The organism is Streptomyces sp. UF-297, from assembly GCF_058245575.1.
The window spans coordinates 14,999-30,993 of record NZ_JBSIBZ010000080.1 but is presented as its reverse complement, the minus strand read 5'-3'; the positions used below and the strand labels follow the sequence as shown (position 1 = coordinate 30,993).

Here is a 15,995-nt window from a genome sequence, read left to right as displayed (position 1 = left end):
GCGGGGAACCGCGCGGCCGGCCCCCACCGGCCTGCGGTGACACGACCGCGCTTGCAGTGATCGGTCGTCTGCGGCCAGTACGTGGCTGGTCGCGCAGTTCCCCGCGCCCCTTACGGGACGCGATGGGTGCGAGCCAGGTGCTCGGGACCGAACGCGTCCGGCAGCAGATCCGACAGCGGGCGGACTCCCGCCGCCGTGTCGACCAGTAGGCCGGGGCCGCCGTGCTCGTACAGCAGCTGACGGCACCGCCCGCACGGCACCAGCAGATCGCCCTCGCCGTCCACGCAGGTGAAGGCCGTCAGCCGACCGCCGCCGCTGGCGAACAGGGCGGAGATCAGGCCGCATTCGGCACACAGCGCCAGCCCGTAGGAGGCGTTCTCGACATTGCAGCCGGTGACCGTGCGCCCGTCGTCCACCAGCGCGGCGGCGCCCACCGGATAGCCCGAGTACGGGGCGTAGGCCCGGGACATGGCGTCCCGGGCCCGCGCCCTGAGGCCGTCCCAGTCGACCTCGTCGGTCGTGCGCTCGCTCACGTGCCCTGCCCCCGGCGGTACGGCTTGCCGACGGCCTTGGGCGGCCGCAGCCGCTGGGCGAACAGCGCCAGCACCAGCAGCGTGGCGATGTAGGGGCTGGCCTCGACGAGCTCCAGGGGCACGGAGTCGGTGAGGAAGTACCAGAGCACCAGCAGCACGGCGACCACTGCGGCCACCGCCGCCTGGGCGCGCTTGGCGGCGCGCAGCCGGAACAGGGCGAGCACCGCGAGCAGCGCGGCCAGGCCCAGCAGCAGGGCGTGCACGGTCGGTCCGCCGCTGCGCAGCTGCATGGCGTCCATGAAGCCGAACAGGCCCGCGCCCATCGCGACGCCGCCCGGGCGCCAGTTGCCGAAGATCATCGTGGCCAGGCCGATATAGCCGCGGCCGCCGGTCTGCCCGTCCTGGTAGAAGTGCACGCCGATGGAGAGGAAGGCGCCGCCGAGCCCGGCGAGCGCGCCGGAGACCAGCACGGCCGCGTACTTGTACGTGTAGACGTTGACGCCCAGCGTCTCGGCGGAGACCGGGGCCTCACCGCAGGAGCGCAGCCGCAGGCCGAAGGGCGAGCGCCACAGCAGGAAGAAGCTGCCGACGAAGACCAGCACCGCGAGGACGGTGAGCCACGAGACGCCTGTGACCAGGCCGCCGAGGATGCCGGCGAGGTCGGAGAGAAGGAACCAGTGGTGGTTCTCCACCGACTCCAGCCAGTCGGACAGCCCGGGGATGGTGAAGGTGGGCATGTCGGCCATCGGCGGCGACTGCTTGTCGTTGCCGCCCGCCTTCATCGCCGCGCTGCCCTCGGCGCCGAACCACAGGGTGGCGAGGTACTGGGTGGCGCCCAGGGCGAGGATGTTGACGGCGACACCGGAGACGATGTGGTCGACACCGAAGGTGACGGTGGCGACGGCGTGGATGAGTCCGCCCAGCGCGCCGCCGACGATCCCGGCCGCCGCGGCGGCCCACGGGCCGTGCTGCCAGCCGACCCAGCCGGCCGCGAAGGACCCGAGCATCATCATGCCTTCGAGGCCGATGTTGACCACGCCCGCGCGCTCGGCCCACAGGCCGCCCAGACCGGCCAGGCCGATCGAGGTGGCGGCGGCGAGCGCGGCGCTGAACTGCCCGGCCGAGGTGAGGTCGCCGGTACCGGTGATCATCCGCAGCGCGGAGACCGCGAGCAGCGCACCCGCGATGATCAACAGGACGACGGGATAGGACAGTTTGCGGCGCGGGCCGCCCTTCACCGGGGCCGCGGCGGTGGCCTTGACGTCCGTGCTCACGCGGTCACCTCCGCCTTGTCGTTGTTACGGGCCTGGGCGGCCAGCTCGGCGCCGACCTTGCGCTGCTGGGCGCGGAGCCCGTACCGGCGCACGATCTCGTACGCGATGACCACGCACAGCACGATGACGCCCTGGATGACGCCGACGATCTCCTGCGCGTACCCCTCGAACTCCAGCCGGGAGCCGGTGCGGTCCAGGAAGGCCCACAGCAGCGCGCCCAGCGCCATGCCGACGGGGTGGTTGCGGCCCAGCAGGGCGATGGCGATGCCGGTGAAGCCGATGCCGGCGGGGAAGTCGGTGCCGTAGTTGAAGGACTCGCCCAGCAGGGTGGGCATGCCGACCAGTCCGGCCGCGGCGCCCGACAGCAGCATGCTGATGACGACCATCCGCTTGACGCTCACGCCGCTGGCCTCGGCCGCCGACTCCGAGGAGCCCACCGCCCGCAGGTCGAAGCCGAAGCGGGTGCGGTTGAGGACGAACCAGTAGACCAGGCCCGCCAGTACGGCCACCACCACGAAGCCGTAGACGGGCTTGGGGTGGGTGGGGAAGGAGAAGAAGTGGCTGGACTCCGGCAGGAACTTGGTGTGCAGCAGGTTGCCGTCCTTGACGGCCAGGCGCCCGTCCTGCAGGAAGTAGCCGATCACCGAGGCGGCGATGGCGTTCAGCATGATGGTGGTGATGACCTCGCTGACCCCGCGGGTCGTCTTGAGCAGACCCGCGATGCCCGCCCAGATCGCGCCGACCAGCATCGCCACGACGATCAGCAGGATGATCTGGATCGCGCCCGGCAGCGCGATGGCGCCGCCGACCGCCGCCGCGGCGAAGGCGGCGAGCCGGTACTGGCCGTCCACACCGATGTTGAACAGGTTCATCCGGAAGCCGATGGCCACCGCCAGCGCCGAAAGGTAGTACGGCACCGACTTGTTGATGATCCAGACCTGGCTGTCGCTGTAGCGGCCGTAGTCGGCCATGATCCCGAACGCCCGGAACGGGTTCTCGCCGGAGGCCAGGAAGACCAGCGAGCTGATGACGAACGCGGCCACGATGGCCAGGAGGGGCGCGGCGATCGCGAGGACCACCTTGTCCTTGGTGAACTTCACTCCTGGTCACCTCCTTCGTGCTTCAAGTGGCCGCTGGCGGCACCGGTCATGGCGGAGCCCAACTCCTCCGGGGTGATCGTGGCGGGATCGGCGTCCGCGACCAGCCGGCCGCGGTACATCACCCGCAAGGTGTCGGAGAGCCCGATCAGCTCGTCCAGATCGGCGGAGATCAGCAGCACCGCCAGGCCCTCGCGCCGCGCCTGGCGGATCTGCTCCCAGATCTGCGCCTGGGCGCCGACGTCGACACCGCGGGTGGGGTGGGCGGCGATCAGCAGCTTGGGCCGATGGCTCATCTCCCGCCCCACGATGAGCTTTTGCTGATTTCCGCCGGACAGCGACGCCGCGGTGACGTCGATGCCGGGAGTACGGACGTCGTACTCCTCGACGATCCGCTCGGTGTCCTTGCGCGCACCGGCCAGATCCAGCAGCGCGCCCTTGCTGTTGGGCGCCTCGGTGACATGCCCCAGGATGCGGTTCTCCCACAGCGGGGCCTCCAGCAGCAGGCCGTGGCGGTGGCGGTCCTCGGGTACGTACCCGATGCCGCCCTCGCGCCGCTTGCGGGTGGAGGTGCGCGTCAGGTCCTGGCCGTCCAGCGTCACGGTGCCGCGGTCCAGTACCCGCGTGCCCATGATCGCTTCGACCAGCTCCGCCTGCCCGTTGCCCTCCACGCCGGCGACGCCGAGCACCTCGCCCTTGTGGATGGTGAAGGAGATCCCGTCCAGTACGGTGCGCTCCACGCCGTCGGAGTCCGTGGCGCTCAGCCGCAGTTCCTCCACGCCCAGCATCGGCACATCGGTCACCGTGGACTCACGCGTCTCGGGCGAGGGCAGTTCGCTGCCCACCATCAGCTCGGCGAGCTGCTTGGGCGTGGTCTTCGCGGGCTCCACCGAGGCGACCGTGGTGCCCCGCCGGATGACGGTGATGTCGTCGGCGACCGAGAGCACCTCGCCCAGCTTGTGCGAGATGAAGATGACGGTCAGGCCCTCGGCCTTCAGCTCCCGCAGGTTGTCGAAGAGCGCGTCGACCTCCTGGGGCACCAGCACCGCGGTCGGCTCGTCGAGGATGAGCGTACGGGCGCCCCGGTAGAGGACCTTGAGGATCTCCACGCGCTGCCGGTCGGCGACGCCCAGGTCCTCCACCAGCGCCTCGGGCCGTACGCCGAGCCCGTACGCGTCCGAGATCTCCATGATCTTCTTGCGCGCCCGGCCACCGATGCCGTGCAGCTTCTCCGCGCCCAGAACGGTGTTCTCCAGGACGCTGAGGTTGTCGGCGAGCATGAAGTGCTGGTGGACCATGCCGATGCCGCGGGCGATGGCGTCGCCGGGCGTGTGCAGGTTCACCTGCTCGCCGTCGAGCGCGATGCTGCCCTCGTCCGGCTTCTGCATGCCATAAAGGATCTTCATCAGGGTGGACTTGCCCGCGCCGTTCTCACCGCACAGCGCGTGCACGGTGCCGCGGCGGACGGTCAGGTGGATGTCGTGGTTGGCCACGACGCCGGGGAACCTTTTGGTGATGCCGCGGAGTTCTACCGCAGGGACACCCGTGTCTTGCTCCGGGCGGCTGCCGGTCGCTACTGCGTTGATGACGCACTCCCCTCGGGGACGAAGATGGCGAGGTGGGGGCAGAAGGGCTGAAGGACGTGCCGAAGGCGCCGTCCGGCTGTTACGGGGTCTCCTTGACCTTCACCCTGCCCTCGACGATCTTCTTCCGGGCGGCGTCGATCTGCGGCTGGACGTCCTTGATGAAGCCGCCCGAGGTCGCGAGTGTGACGCCGTCCTTCTTCATGTCGTAGGCGTGCACACCGCTCAGCGGCTTGCCGTCCTTGACGCTCTTGACCAGGTCGTAGACCGCCACATCGACGTTCTTGACGACCGAGGTGAGAATGCAGTCCTTGTACTTCGCCAGGCCCGGCTGGAGGTACTGGTCGGAGTCGACCCCGATGGCCCAGGCGCCCTTCTTCTTGCTGATCGCCTCGATGGCCCCGGCGCCCGACTGCCCGGCCGCGGAGTAGATCACATCGATGTCCCGGTCGAGCATGCCGTTGGCCTTGGCCTTGGCGGCTCCCGGGTCGTTGAAGCCCTTGTCGTTGTTCGGGTAGAGGTACTGCGAGACGACCTTCACCTTGCGGTTCGTATCGCGTACGCCCTGCTCGAAGCCGGCCTGGAACTTCTGGATCAGCGCGTTGTTCACGCCGCCGATGAAGCCGACCTTGCCGGTCTTCGACTTCAGCGCGGCGGCGACGCCCGCCAGGTAGGAGCCCTCGTGCTCGGCGAAGACCATCGCGTCGACGTTCTTGCCCTGCGGCACGGCGTCGACCACCCCGAACGTGGTCTCGGGGAAGTCCTTGGCCACGTTCTCGATGGAGCGGCTGTAGGCGAATCCGACGCCGATGACCGGGTTGTACCCGGCCTCCGCGAAGGAGGTCAGCCGCTGCTCGCGGTCGGCCTCGGTCTCACCGTTCTTGGCGGTGAGCATCTTGGCGTTGACGCCCAGCTTCTTCTGGGCGTGCTCGATGCCGCGGGCCGCCGCCTCGTTGAAGGAGTGGTCGTCGCGGCCACCGATGTCGAAGGCGAGGCCGACGCCCGCGTGCTTGGCGCGGTTGGCCTCGGCAAAGCTCTGACCGCAACCGGTGGCGGTGAGCGCGAGGGCCGCGGTGGCGGTGGCCGCGGCGGCAATCCTGATGACCCGACGCAAGGGGCCTTCCCTTCGCTCGAAGCGCCCCCATTGGCGCTGCGCGCGCCCCGGCTGAGCGCTGGCTTGACGGGAGATTAACGCGCGTAGACCTGGCGCAAAACCCTCGCCGGGGTGGCCGTTACCGATTCGACGCCGTCGCGGGATCCGGCGGTCCTCCCCCACCTGGCTCGGTGTACAGGGCAGCCACGTGGGGTGCGGGCCGGGCACGGTGCCCGGCCCGCTCCGGATCAGCGGTCGAGCAGGGCGGCGGCGGTGAAGAGTTCGACGCCGACGCGGATCGCTTCCTCGTCGGCGTCGAAGTCGCCCTGGTGGAGGTCGCGGCGGGTGGTGTCACCCACCGGGCGCACGCCGAGGCGGGCCATGGCTCCGGGGACGTGCTCCAGGTACCAGGAGAAGTCCTCGCCGCCCTGGGACTGCTCGGTGTCCTCCACGGAGAACGGGCCGCGCCGCGCGGTCATCGCGTCCTGCAGGAGCTGGACGCTGCCGGCCTCGTTGACCACCGGCGGCACCCCGCGCACATAGTTCAGCTGCGACTTGGCGCCGTACAGCGCCGCCACCTCGTCGATCGCGGCGTGCACGAGGTCCGGCGCCGCCCGCCAGGCCTCCAGGTCCAGGCAGCGCAGGGTGCCGGACAGCTCGGCGTGCTGCGGGATGACGTTGCAGGTGTGCCCCGCCTCCAGCCGCCCCCAGGTCACCGCGAGCCCCGCCCGGGCGTCCACCCGGCGGGCCAGCACGGCCGGGACGTCGGTGGCCACCCGCGCGGCGGCCGTGACCAGGTCGGTGGTCAGGTGGGGCCGCGCCGTGTGGCCGCCGGGCCCGTCCAGTTCGACCTCCAGCCGGTCGCAGGCCGAGGTGATCGGTCCCGTGCGCAGCCCGATCCGGCCGACCTCGACCCGCGGGTCGCAGTGCACCGCCAGGATCCGGCCGACGCCGTCCAGCACCCCGCACTCGATCGCGTCGGCGGCGCCGCCGGGCAGCACCTCCTCGGCGGGCTGGAAGACCAGCCGCACCGGCTGCGGCAGCACGCCCTCGCGGGCCAGCTCCGCCAGGACCAGGCCCGCGCCGAGCACGACGGTGGTGTGGACGTCGTGGCCGCAGGCGTGCGCGCGGTCGGGGACGGTGGAGCGGTAGGAGACGGTCTTGGTGTCCGGGATGGGCAGCGCGTCGATGTCCGCGCGCAGGGCGAGGACGGGCCGGCCCGCCGCCCGCCGCCCGCCGGAGCGCCGGCCGGCGCGGCGCGCCCCCGCCTCCTGGCCGATGTCACAGACGAGCCCCGTTCCGCTGGTGAGGACGCGGGGCGCGAGGCCGGCCTTCTCCAGGCGGGCCTTGATGGCCCCGGTGGTGCGGAATTCCTGGTTGCCGAGCTCGGGGTGCATGTGCAAGTCGCGGCGGAAACCGATGAGTTCGGCGCGCAGCTCGTCGGGCAGCGCGCCGGGGAGCGCTTCCCCGGCAGGGGCGTCTTCGGCTTCGGGCTCGCAGGACATCAGTTGGTTCACCTGTTGAAGGGTACGGGCCTCAAGGGGACAACTGCCCCTCGATCAACAAAAGTTCAGCAAGTTCAGTCCGATAGGGGAAGGAAATCTAGGCCGCCCGGCGCATGGGTCGCTCATCATGGGGGTATTGGTAAGGGTTTAGGCTCCAGAGTTGACTCAGGTTCTCCTCAGCGGCCCACGCGCCGGGTACGCCCCGCGCGGGATACGGGCCCTCCCCTGGGACAGGGGCCGGTTCACCCCGCGAACGAGAGCCGGTGCACATCCCGCGCCGTCCCGGTCACCCCGTGCAGGAACCCCTCGGCCCGCGGTGAGGCGTCGCTGGTGAGCCAGGCCCGGTCGATGTCGCAGACCGCGACCTTGACGCCGGTGCCGGTCAGCGCGAGCGGCAGGGTGTGGACCACGGTGGAGGGAAAGCTGAGGATGGTGCGTCCGATGGGGCCCCGGCGCGCGATGAGTTCGAGGGGCAGGTCGGGGCGTACGACCTCCAGTGAGGTCTCGGCCGCCAGGCGGTGCAGCTTGGCCACGCTCTCGCGGCGGTGCGCGAAGTAGCGGGTGGCGCCGTGCGTGACCGCCAGGGACCGTACGGCCTGGAGGTAGTGGTCGGCGTCGACGACGCCGGTCTCCACCAGGGACGTGCCCACGATGTCGGTGCCGCGGGTCAGCCGCGGCGGGCCGAAGCGCGCACGGGTCCAGGCGAACTCGTTGGCCTGGACGGCGACTCCGGGCGGCGCCTGGACCGGCATGGAGGTGAAGACGCTCACGCCGCGCCGGGCGTCGTCCGGGTCGGGGGTGAGCCTGCGGCGGGCGGCGGCGGAGAACGGCGCGAAGAGCAGCTCGCGCGGCCCGCGCCCGCCGCCGTGCCGGTGCCAGCGCACCAGCCTTTCCCCGCGCGCCAGTTGGGAGATGAACTCCATGGTGGCGGTGCCGTCGTCGACGACTACCAGGTCACGGGCGCGGGCGAGGGTCAGCAGGAGCTGGACGTAGCGGGAGAAGGGGTCGCCGATGACGATGCGGCGGGCCCTGCGCAGCAGCGGGGTGAGCCCGCCGACGGTGCGCAGCGGCGCGCTCGCGCCGCCGCGCGCTTCCTCCCAGCGGACCGTACAGCCCTCCTCGCGGGCGAGTTCGGCCATCCTGCGCAGCTGGCCGCGGGTCATCGGGTCGTGCGGCGCGAGCACGGCGACGGTCAGCGCGCCGGCCTGCCCGGCGTGCGCCCACTCCAGGACGTTCAGGAGCTGGACCGGGCTCTCCACGAAGGCGAGCGTATCGGCGGCCGGGCCGCGCCCGCCGGGCTGCCGGGGAACCCCCAGGAGGGGACGGGCGGGAGTACCCGCCACCTCCTGGGGCGGGCCGTCGGCCCCGTCTGGTGAACTCACCGTCTGCGTCCCTCCCGTCCCCGCCGTCAGACCGCGGCCGGCTCGCGCTCGGCGTCCGCCGCGGCGGCCTCGGCCACCACGCCCGCCACCCGGCGCAGCTTCTTCATCGGGCCCAGCTCGCTCTCGTAGACCTTCTTCACGCCGTCGCCGAGGGAGGCCTCGATGGTGCGGATGTCGCGTACGAGCCGGGTCAGGCCGCCGGGCTCGACGGAGGCGGCCTGGTCCGAGCCCCACATGGCGCGGTCCAGAGTGATGTGCCGCTCGACGAAGGAGGCGCCGAGCGCGACGGCGGCGAGCGTGGTCTGCAGGCCGGTCTCGTGGCCGCTGTAGCCGATGGGGACGTTGGGGTACTCGGCCTGCAGGGTGTGGATCATGCGCAGGTTGAGCTCCTCGGCCTTGGCCGGGTAGGTCGAAGTGGCGTGGCACAGAAGGATGTTGTCGCTGCCCAGGACCTCCACGGCGTGCCGGATCTGCTTGGGCGTCGACATGCCGGTGGAGAGGATGACGGTGCGTCCGGTGGCGCGCATGGCGCGCAGCAGCTCGTCGTCGGTCAGGGAGGCGGAGGCGACCTTGTACGCCGGGACCTCGAACTTCTCCAGGAAGCCCACGGACTCGACGTCCCAGGGGGAGGCGAACCAGGCGATGGAGCGCTTCTTGCAGTACTCGTCGATGGCGCGGTAGCCGTCCTCGTCGAACTCCACGCGGTGGCGGTAGTCGATGTAGGTCATCCGGCCCCAGGGGGTGTCGCGCTCGATGTCCCACTGGTCGCGCGGGGTGCAGATCTCCGGGGTCCGCTTCTGGAACTTCACGGCGTCACAGCCGGCGTCGGCGGCGGCGTCGATGAGCGCGAAGGCGTTCTCCAGGTCGCCGTTGTGGTTGATGCCGATCTCACCGGTGACGTAGACGGGCCGGCCGGGGCCGACGATCTGCTCGCCGAGGGTGCGAAGGCGCGAGGTGCTGGTCATGGCGGAGATTTCCTTCGTGGTGGGTTCGGTGCGCGGGGGTGGTGCAGGGGGTGCGCGGTGGTGGTGCGGGGGTTGCGCGGTGCAGGGGTGTTACAGGGAGGGGCCCAGGAGCCAGCCGGCGATCTCGCGGATGGCTCCGAAGCCGCCGGGGACCGAGGTGACGGCGCGGGCGGCGCCGCGTACCACGTCGTGTGCGCCGGCCACGGCGACGGGCCAGCCGACGAGGTCGAAGCAGGGCAGGTCGTTGACGTCGTTGCCGACGTAGAGCACCCGCTCGGGCGCGGTGCCCGACTCCTCGCACCACTGCTTGAGGGCGAGGTCCTTGCGGTCGATGCCGTGCAGGACGGGCAGCTTCAGCTTGCGGGCGCGGGCGGCGACGACCGGGTTCTGCTCGGTGGACAGGATCAGCAGCTTCAGGCCGGAGCGGCGCAGCGCGGCGATGCCGAGCCCGTCGCCGCGGTGCACGGCGACGATCTCCCGCCCTTCGGAGTCGATCAGCACCCGGTCGTCGGTCTGGGTGCCGTCGAAGTCCAGGACGACCGCGTCGATGTCCTGCCGTGCGGGCAGGGCGCCGGGGCGCGGGCCGTCCAGGAGGGGGGCCAGCGCGCGGGCGCGGGCCAGGTCGTGCGGGTCGTCGACCTCCAGGACGCGGGCGGGGTCGGTGCGGACGAGTTCGGTACGGCCGAAGAAGCGGTGCCCCGCGGCGCGGAATCCGGCCGCGTCCATGGCGTAGGCGGCGCCGGTCTCCAGGAGGTCCTGGGGGCGGTCCTGGCGGCGGGGGCGGAAGGACTTGTCGTGGTTGATGCCGTAGCCGCCCTCGGTGGTGGTGACGGTCGCGGTGGCGCGGTGCGCGGCGGCGGCCACCGCGCGCTCGGCGGGCCCGGCGCCCACCCCGGCGTCGTCGGCGGCGTCGCGCCACACGAAGCCGTGGAAGGGCGCGACGGTCAGCGCGCTGTCGGCGCCGCCTTCCACGACCGCGGCGGCCACCCCTTCGATGTCCTCGCGGGCCAGGAAGGGGCTGGTGCACTGGACCAGCAGCACCGCGTCCACGCCGTGGCCGTACTCCTGCTCGTAGGCGTCCATGGCGTGCAGGACGGCGGCCTCGCTGGTGGCGGTGTCGCCCGCGATGTCCTTGGGGCGGCGTACCACCACCGCTCCGGCGCCGCGGGCCGCGGCGGCGATCCCGGCGTCGTCGGTGGAGACCACGACGTCGGTGACCAGGCGGGAGGCCCGGCACTCGCGCACCGCGCGGGCCACCAGGGGCACTCCCCCGACGGCGGCGAGGTTCTTGGCGGGCACGCCCTTGGATCCGCCGCGGGCGGGGATGACGGCCACGACGGTGGGCCCGTCGGTCGGCGGCATGGTGACTCCTTCGCGGGGAGCGGTCGTGGTCGGTGGGGGGTTCGTCACGGGCGGGCGCTCGCGGGCACTCACAGCTGCCCCCAGCGGCGGATGGCGGGGGCGACGCGCTGCACGCCGTGCCGGTAGGCGCCGCGCGCCGCCTCGCGCACGGCCTCGCGGGCGACCTTGCGCAGCCCGCCCGCCGTCTCGTCCTGCCCGCCGTATCCGGGGATCGGATCGCCCTTGGGGTCCAGGCCGTGCCGGGCGAGGATGCCGGGGAGGTAGCCGGGCGCGGTGCGCGGTGTGTAGTACGGGGCGAGCGGCGGGAGTTGGGCGGAGCGGCACAGTTCGGCGACCCGGGCGCGGGCGGCGTCGAAGGCGCCTGCGTAGGAGCCGTCGGCGGCGACGCCCTGGCGGGCCAGCCACGCCGGGTCGGGCTCGGGCCGGTGCCCGGCGTCCAGGTCGTCCCAGGAGGCCAGGCAGCCGGAGCCCAGGAAGTGGTGGTTGCCCAGCGCCTCGCGGATGCCGAGGTCGGTGAGGACGGCGGTGGGGATGCCGCGGTGCAGGGACTCCAGCGCGGCGGTCGAGGAGAGCGTCACCATCAGGTCGGTGCGGTCCAGGACCTCGCCCATGTTCCCGTACAGCAGGCGGCAGTTGGCGGGCAGACCGCCGGGGATGCGGGCGGCGAGCTTCTGGTAGGGCAGCTCCTCGATGTGCGTGGTGTGCTCGCCCGGCTTGCTGCGCAGCTTGACGAGCACCTCGCGCCCGGGGTTGCGTCGTGCGTGCTCAACGGCCCGGTGCAGCAGGTACGTTCGGTCCTTGCGGCTGTCGGGCACGGAGGGCTGAGCGGCGAAGACCACGGTGTAGGGGCGCTCGCCCGCGGCCGGTGCGTACCGCTCGCCGCCGAGGAAGGGCAGCGCGCACTCCACCACGCTGCGGTCGTCCGCGCCGACCCCCTGGTACACGGCGCGGAAACGGTCCGCGTCGTGCCGGGAGTTGGCCAGCACCACGTCCGCGCCGTGCCGCAGCAGCAGGCCGTCGGCAAGCTTCTCGTAGACGACGCCGACGTATCCGGTGACGACGACGGGGCGGCGGGCCGCGCCTTGCCAGGCGCGGGCCAGCCCGTGCAGCATGGCCTGGACCGCGCCGCCGACGCAGGCGAGCACGACCACGTCGTAGCGGGAGCGGTCGATGGTCCGCAGGAAATCCGTGCCGCGGATTTCGCGCAGCGAGTCCGCACGGGCGCCGACCTCGTCGAGCTGGCGGACCGTGGGGGTCGCCCGGCCGCGGAGCAGATATCCGTCCAGCCGGACGTCCGATTGCACGTCCGATTGCATGCCCGTTTGAATACGGTACGCTGTCAAAGCGCCCCATTTCCATCGGGTATCGGAGTCGGCGAGCACGGCAACTCGCGGCGGGGAAGCGGTACGTGATGGCACGTCGAAGACGCTAGGAAGGCATTCCGTTTGGCGGGCCAACTGGGATGCAACAAAGGGTTAACAGCGCATCGCCGAATGGCGAACCGCCCTTCAGGAAAACCCGGTTAACCATCTCGCCATTCTTCGTTCACCCCGATGTCCGTGGCAGGTAAAGACGAATGCCAGAGCGACACCTAACGTCTCGCGGGTGGTTAAGCTCTCCGTCATCGTGCCGTTCTACAACGTGCAGACATACGCGCCCGACACCCTCACGAGCCTGGCGGCCAACGCCCGGGAGGACTTCGAGTTCCTGCTCGTCGACGACTGCTCGCGCGACGAGACACCGCAGATCCTTGAGCGCGCCGAGCGCGAACTGCCCGGCGCCCGGCTGCTGCGGCACGAGCAGAACGGGGGCCTGGCCACCGCCCGCAACACCGGCCTGGACGCGGCCCGCGGCCAGTACGTCGCATTCCTGGACGGCGACGACTGGCTGGCCCCCGGCTATTACGAGCAACTCCTGGCCTTCATCGAGGAGTTGGGCTGCGACTTCGTGCGCACCGACCATGTGCAGTGCACCGCAAGGGCCCGTACGGTCCACCGCGTCCCGTACGGCAGGCGCGGCGTCGTCCTGGATCCGCGCGAGCTGATTCTGCCCGCCGACCGTTCCACGTCCGTCGACTACGCCTTCGCCTGGGCGGGCATCTACCACCGCCGGCTGCTGGACGACGGGCTGCTGCACTTCCGGCACGGGCTGCGCACCGCCGAGGACCGGCCCTGGATCTGGCGGCTGCACCGCGAGGCGGGGTCGATGGCGGTGGCCGGGCTGCTCGGCGTCTTCTACCGCCGGGGCGTCGCCTCCTCGCTCACCCAGATCGGAGATGTGCGCCAGCTCGATTTCATTCGCGCCTTCGACCAGGTGATCGACGAGACGGCAAAGGACAGGGAGGCGGACCGGCTGCTGCCCAAGGCCGTCCGTACCTATTGCGCCATCATTTCCCACCATCTCGGCTCGATCGAACGCTTTGAACCACAAGTCGCCCGTAAATTGCGGACGATGAGCGCCGCCGCGATGAAGCGCATGCCGCAGGACATACTGAAGGAAGCCCTGGATTCGATGGATGCACAGCGCGCGTCCCGGCTGCGGCGGCTGCGGCGCCGCCCGGTCCCGGCGGAGGTGGCGGCCTGATGCCCGCCCGCCCCCGTACCCAGATCTTCGTCGCCTCCACGCTCTACGGCGCGGCCACCCTGGCCGCGGCCCTGGACGCGGAGCGCTTCGCCCCGGCCGCCCGCCGGATGCTGCTGATCAGCAACAACGCCGCCACACCGGAGACCACCCCCGCCCTGGACACGATGGCGGGCTTCGAGCGGCTGCGCGCCCGCTTCGACGACGTACGGTCCTGGAACGAGACGATCCGGCCCTTCCACCCCGGCGGCTGGTCGCCGCGCGGCGACGATGTCCCGCTCTGGGAACGGTACTTGAGGCTGCTGTGGGAGCTGGGCGAGGACGATGTCGAGCTGGTGGTGGAGTCCATCCAGGTCAACCCGGCCCTCGCGCTGGCGCAGATCTTCCCCGGCGCGCCCCTGGAGGTGTACGCGGACGGGCTGATGAGCTACGGGCCCACCCGCAACAAGCTCGACCCGCTCATCGGCACCCGGGTACGCCGGCTGCTCCACCTGGACCTGGTGCCGGGGCTGACCCCGCTGCTGCTCACCGAGTTCGGGGTGGGCGCCGAGACCGTACCCACCGACGCCTTCGCCAAGGTGCTGTCCGAACTCGCCGACGACGGCGGCCTGTTGGACCTTCCCGAGGGCGGCGCGCTCCTGCTGGGCCAGTACCTCTCCGCGCTGGGCATCCTCACGCCCGAGGAAGAGGAGGACCTGCATGTGCGCATGGTGCGCGGCGCCGTCCGGCGCGGCCACCGCGAGGTGGTCTTCAAGCCGCACCCCTCCGCGCCGGCCCGCTGGTCGCGCCTGCTGGAGCGGGAGGCCGAGCGGCTCGGCGTGAGGCTGACCGTCCTGGACTCCCCGGTGCTGGCCGAGGTGGTCTACCAGCGGATGCGCCCCGCGCTGGTCGTCGGCTGCTTCTCCACCGCGCTGCTGACCGCCTCCGCCTTCTACGGCCTGCCCACCGCGCGGGTCGGCACCGAGCTGCTGCTGGAGCGCCTGACCCCGTACCAGAACAGCAACCGCGTCCCCGTCACGATCGTGGACGCGCTCGTGCCGGACCTGGAGGGACCGGCCGGGGCCGCGCCACCGGCGGGCGCGACGCCCTCCGAGGTGGACCTCCCCGGCCTGCTGGTCGCCGTCGGCTATGCCATGCAGCACCAGATTTATCCCCAACTGCGCCCGCAGGCCGAGCAGTTCCTGACGGCCAGCCTCGGTGCGGACACCTGGCGCTACTTCAAGCGGCGCCGCCTGACGGCCCTGGCGCTGCCGGGCGCGCTGCCCTCCCAGCTGTCCTTCATCCCGCGCAACGCGACCGTACGCAAGGTGGCGCGGCGCGCCCGCGCCGTACAGCGGCGGCTCAAGCGCAGGGCCGTGTTCGGATGAGCGCGCCGCCCGCCTCCCTCCCGCTCCAGGAGGCCGCCCCCGGCAGGAAACCGGGGCCGGCCGCCCGGCTCGCGGGCGTCCGGCCCCGGCTGCGCGCCCTGGACGGGCTGCGGCTGCTCGCCGCGCTGATGGTCGCCGCGTACCACTACGGGGGCCGCGGCGGCGAGGTCACCACCGCCTGGGGCAGCTCGCCCGCCGTCCAGTTCCCCACCGCCTCCAGCCTGTTCGCCTACGGCTGCCTGGGCGTGCAGATCTTCTTCGTCATCAGCGGCTTCGTCATCTGCATGAGCGGCTGGGGGCGCACCCTGCGCTCCTTCATCGCCTCCCGCGCCGCGCGCCTCTACCCCGCCTACTGGGCCGCGATCCTCATCGTCACCGCGGCCTTCGCGCTGCCCTGGGTCGCCTTCAAGGCCCTGTCCCCCAGTGAGGTGCTCACCAACCTCACCATGCTCCAGCAACCGCTCGGCGTGAAGCGGGTGTTGGGGGTGTGCTGGACGCTCTGGGCCGAGCTGCGCTTCTACGCCCTGTTCGCGCTGTGCGTCGTCCTGCCGGGCGCCACCCGCCGCCGGGTCGTGCTCTTCTGCGCGGGCTGGACCCTGGCGGCGGCCGTCGCCCAGGCCGCGCACAGCCCGCTGCTGGACACGGTCCTGATGCCGCAGTACGCCCCGTTCTTCATCGGCGGCATCGGCTTCTACCTGATCCACCGCTACGGGCCGCGCGATGCCACCGGCTGGGCGATCGTCGGCGTGAGCTGGCTGATCGGCCAGCACTACGTCGTCAGCCAGCTGTGGCACCCGCCGTCCGCGAACGCCTTCTCCTACCGCTCACCGTTCGGCATCATCGCGGTGCTGACCCTGGGCTATGTGCTGGTCGCGGCCGTCGCCCTGGGCCGGCTCCACTGGGCCGACTGGCGCTGGCTGACCGTGGCCGGCGCGCTGACGTACCCCTTCTACCTGGTCCACGAGCACCTGGGCTGGGTGGTCATCAAGGTCCTGCACCGCGACCTCGCCCTGCCGTCGTACGCGACCTTCGCCCTCACCGTCGCCCTGATGCTGACCCTGGCCTGGGCCCTGCACCGCTGGGTGGAACGCCCGCTGACGCCGGCGCTGAAACGGGCGATCGACCCCCGGCGCTAGGGCCTGTCGCCAAAGCCCCGTCGTTCGCCCGCCAGGCAGGCGGGGCTTTGACGAGTGGCCCCAGGCGCTGCGCCGGGGGCGTGGCGCACCCACGCGGCGGAGCCGCGGATCGGCACGG

General features: G+C 71.9%; 13 protein-coding genes. 3 read left to right on the top strand and 10 right to left on the bottom strand.

Annotated elements, in window-relative coordinates:
- Nucleotides 1-110: 110 nt before the first annotated feature.
- The 10 genes from AC4IJH_RS33725 to AC4IJH_RS33680 all read right to left on the bottom strand — a co-directional run bounded on the left by AC4IJH_RS33725 (nucleotide 111) and on the right by AC4IJH_RS33680 (nucleotide 12,176).
- Entirely contained in the window at nucleotides 111-533 is a 423-nt protein-coding gene (locus AC4IJH_RS33725; protein WP_490855749.1) for a cytidine deaminase, read from the bottom strand.
- Entirely contained in the window at nucleotides 530-1,807 is a 1,278-nt protein-coding gene (locus tag AC4IJH_RS33720) for an ABC transporter permease (RefSeq protein WP_490855748.1), read from the bottom strand. Before AC4IJH_RS33720 ends, AC4IJH_RS33725 begins: the two co-directional genes overlap by 4 nt.
- Nucleotides 1,804-2,907 carry an ABC transporter permease gene (locus AC4IJH_RS33715; protein WP_490855747.1) on the bottom strand — a complete coding sequence of 368 codons (1,104 nt, stop codon included), beginning with the start codon at nucleotides 2,905-2,907 and terminating at the stop codon, nucleotides 1,804-1,806. The genes AC4IJH_RS33720 and AC4IJH_RS33715 overlap by 4 nt, the downstream gene beginning before the upstream one ends.
- Nucleotides 2,904-4,397, bottom strand: a complete 1,494-nt coding sequence (locus tag AC4IJH_RS33710) for an ABC transporter ATP-binding protein (protein ID WP_490855746.1) — start codon at nucleotides 4,395-4,397, stop codon at nucleotides 2,904-2,906. Before AC4IJH_RS33710 ends, AC4IJH_RS33715 begins: the two co-directional genes overlap by 4 nt.
- Before the next feature lie 172 nt (nucleotides 4,398-4,569).
- Nucleotides 4,570-5,601: a BMP family lipoprotein gene (locus AC4IJH_RS33705; RefSeq protein ID WP_490855745.1), complete on the bottom strand. Its 1,032-nt coding sequence runs from the start codon at nucleotides 5,599-5,601 to the stop codon at nucleotides 4,570-4,572.
- Nucleotides 5,602-5,828: 227 nt separating this feature from the next.
- Nucleotides 5,829-7,085 (bottom strand): amidohydrolase, encoded by a 1,257-nt coding sequence (locus AC4IJH_RS33700; protein ID WP_490855764.1) that lies wholly within the window; start codon nucleotides 7,083-7,085, stop codon nucleotides 5,829-5,831.
- A 242-nt stretch (nucleotides 7,086-7,327) separates the two neighbouring features.
- On the bottom strand, nucleotides 7,328-8,467 hold the full coding sequence (locus AC4IJH_RS33695; RefSeq protein WP_490855744.1) for a hypothetical protein: 1,140 nt from the start codon (nucleotides 8,465-8,467) through the stop codon (nucleotides 7,328-7,330).
- Between the two features lie 26 nt (nucleotides 8,468-8,493).
- Nucleotides 8,494-9,432, bottom strand: a complete 939-nt coding sequence (locus AC4IJH_RS33690; RefSeq protein ID WP_490855743.1) for an N-acetylneuraminate synthase family protein — start codon at nucleotides 9,430-9,432, stop codon at nucleotides 8,494-8,496.
- A gap of 90 nt (nucleotides 9,433-9,522) precedes the next feature.
- Nucleotides 9,523-10,794, bottom strand: coding sequence for a cytidylyltransferase domain-containing protein (locus AC4IJH_RS33685; protein WP_490855742.1), 1,272 nt, complete (start codon nucleotides 10,792-10,794; stop codon nucleotides 9,523-9,525).
- Nucleotides 10,795-10,862: 68 nt separating this feature from the next.
- On the bottom strand, nucleotides 10,863-12,176 hold the full coding sequence (locus AC4IJH_RS33680) for a DUF6716 putative glycosyltransferase (protein WP_490855763.1): 1,314 nt from the start codon (nucleotides 12,174-12,176) through the stop codon (nucleotides 10,863-10,865).
- A 223-nt stretch (nucleotides 12,177-12,399) separates the two neighbouring features.
- On the opposite strand from AC4IJH_RS33680, the gene AC4IJH_RS33675 reads away from it, so the two are divergent.
- Genes AC4IJH_RS33675 through AC4IJH_RS33665 form a run of 3 tightly spaced genes read left to right on the top strand, consistent with a single transcriptional unit; the run spans nucleotide 12,400 to nucleotide 15,877 of the window.
- On the top strand, nucleotides 12,400-13,377 hold the full coding sequence (locus AC4IJH_RS33675) for a glycosyltransferase family 2 protein (protein ID WP_490855741.1): 978 nt from the start codon (nucleotides 12,400-12,402) through the stop codon (nucleotides 13,375-13,377).
- Nucleotides 13,377-14,741, top strand: a complete 1,365-nt coding sequence (locus tag AC4IJH_RS33670) for an alpha-2,8-polysialyltransferase family protein (protein WP_490855740.1) — start codon at nucleotides 13,377-13,379, stop codon at nucleotides 14,739-14,741. The genes AC4IJH_RS33675 and AC4IJH_RS33670 overlap by 1 nt, the downstream gene beginning before the upstream one ends.
- A complete protein-coding gene (locus AC4IJH_RS33665) occupies nucleotides 14,738-15,877 on the top strand; it encodes an acyltransferase family protein (protein WP_490855739.1) in 1,140 nt (379 codons plus the stop codon). The genes AC4IJH_RS33670 and AC4IJH_RS33665 overlap by 4 nt, the downstream gene beginning before the upstream one ends.
- Nucleotides 15,878-15,995: the final 118 nt, after the last annotated feature.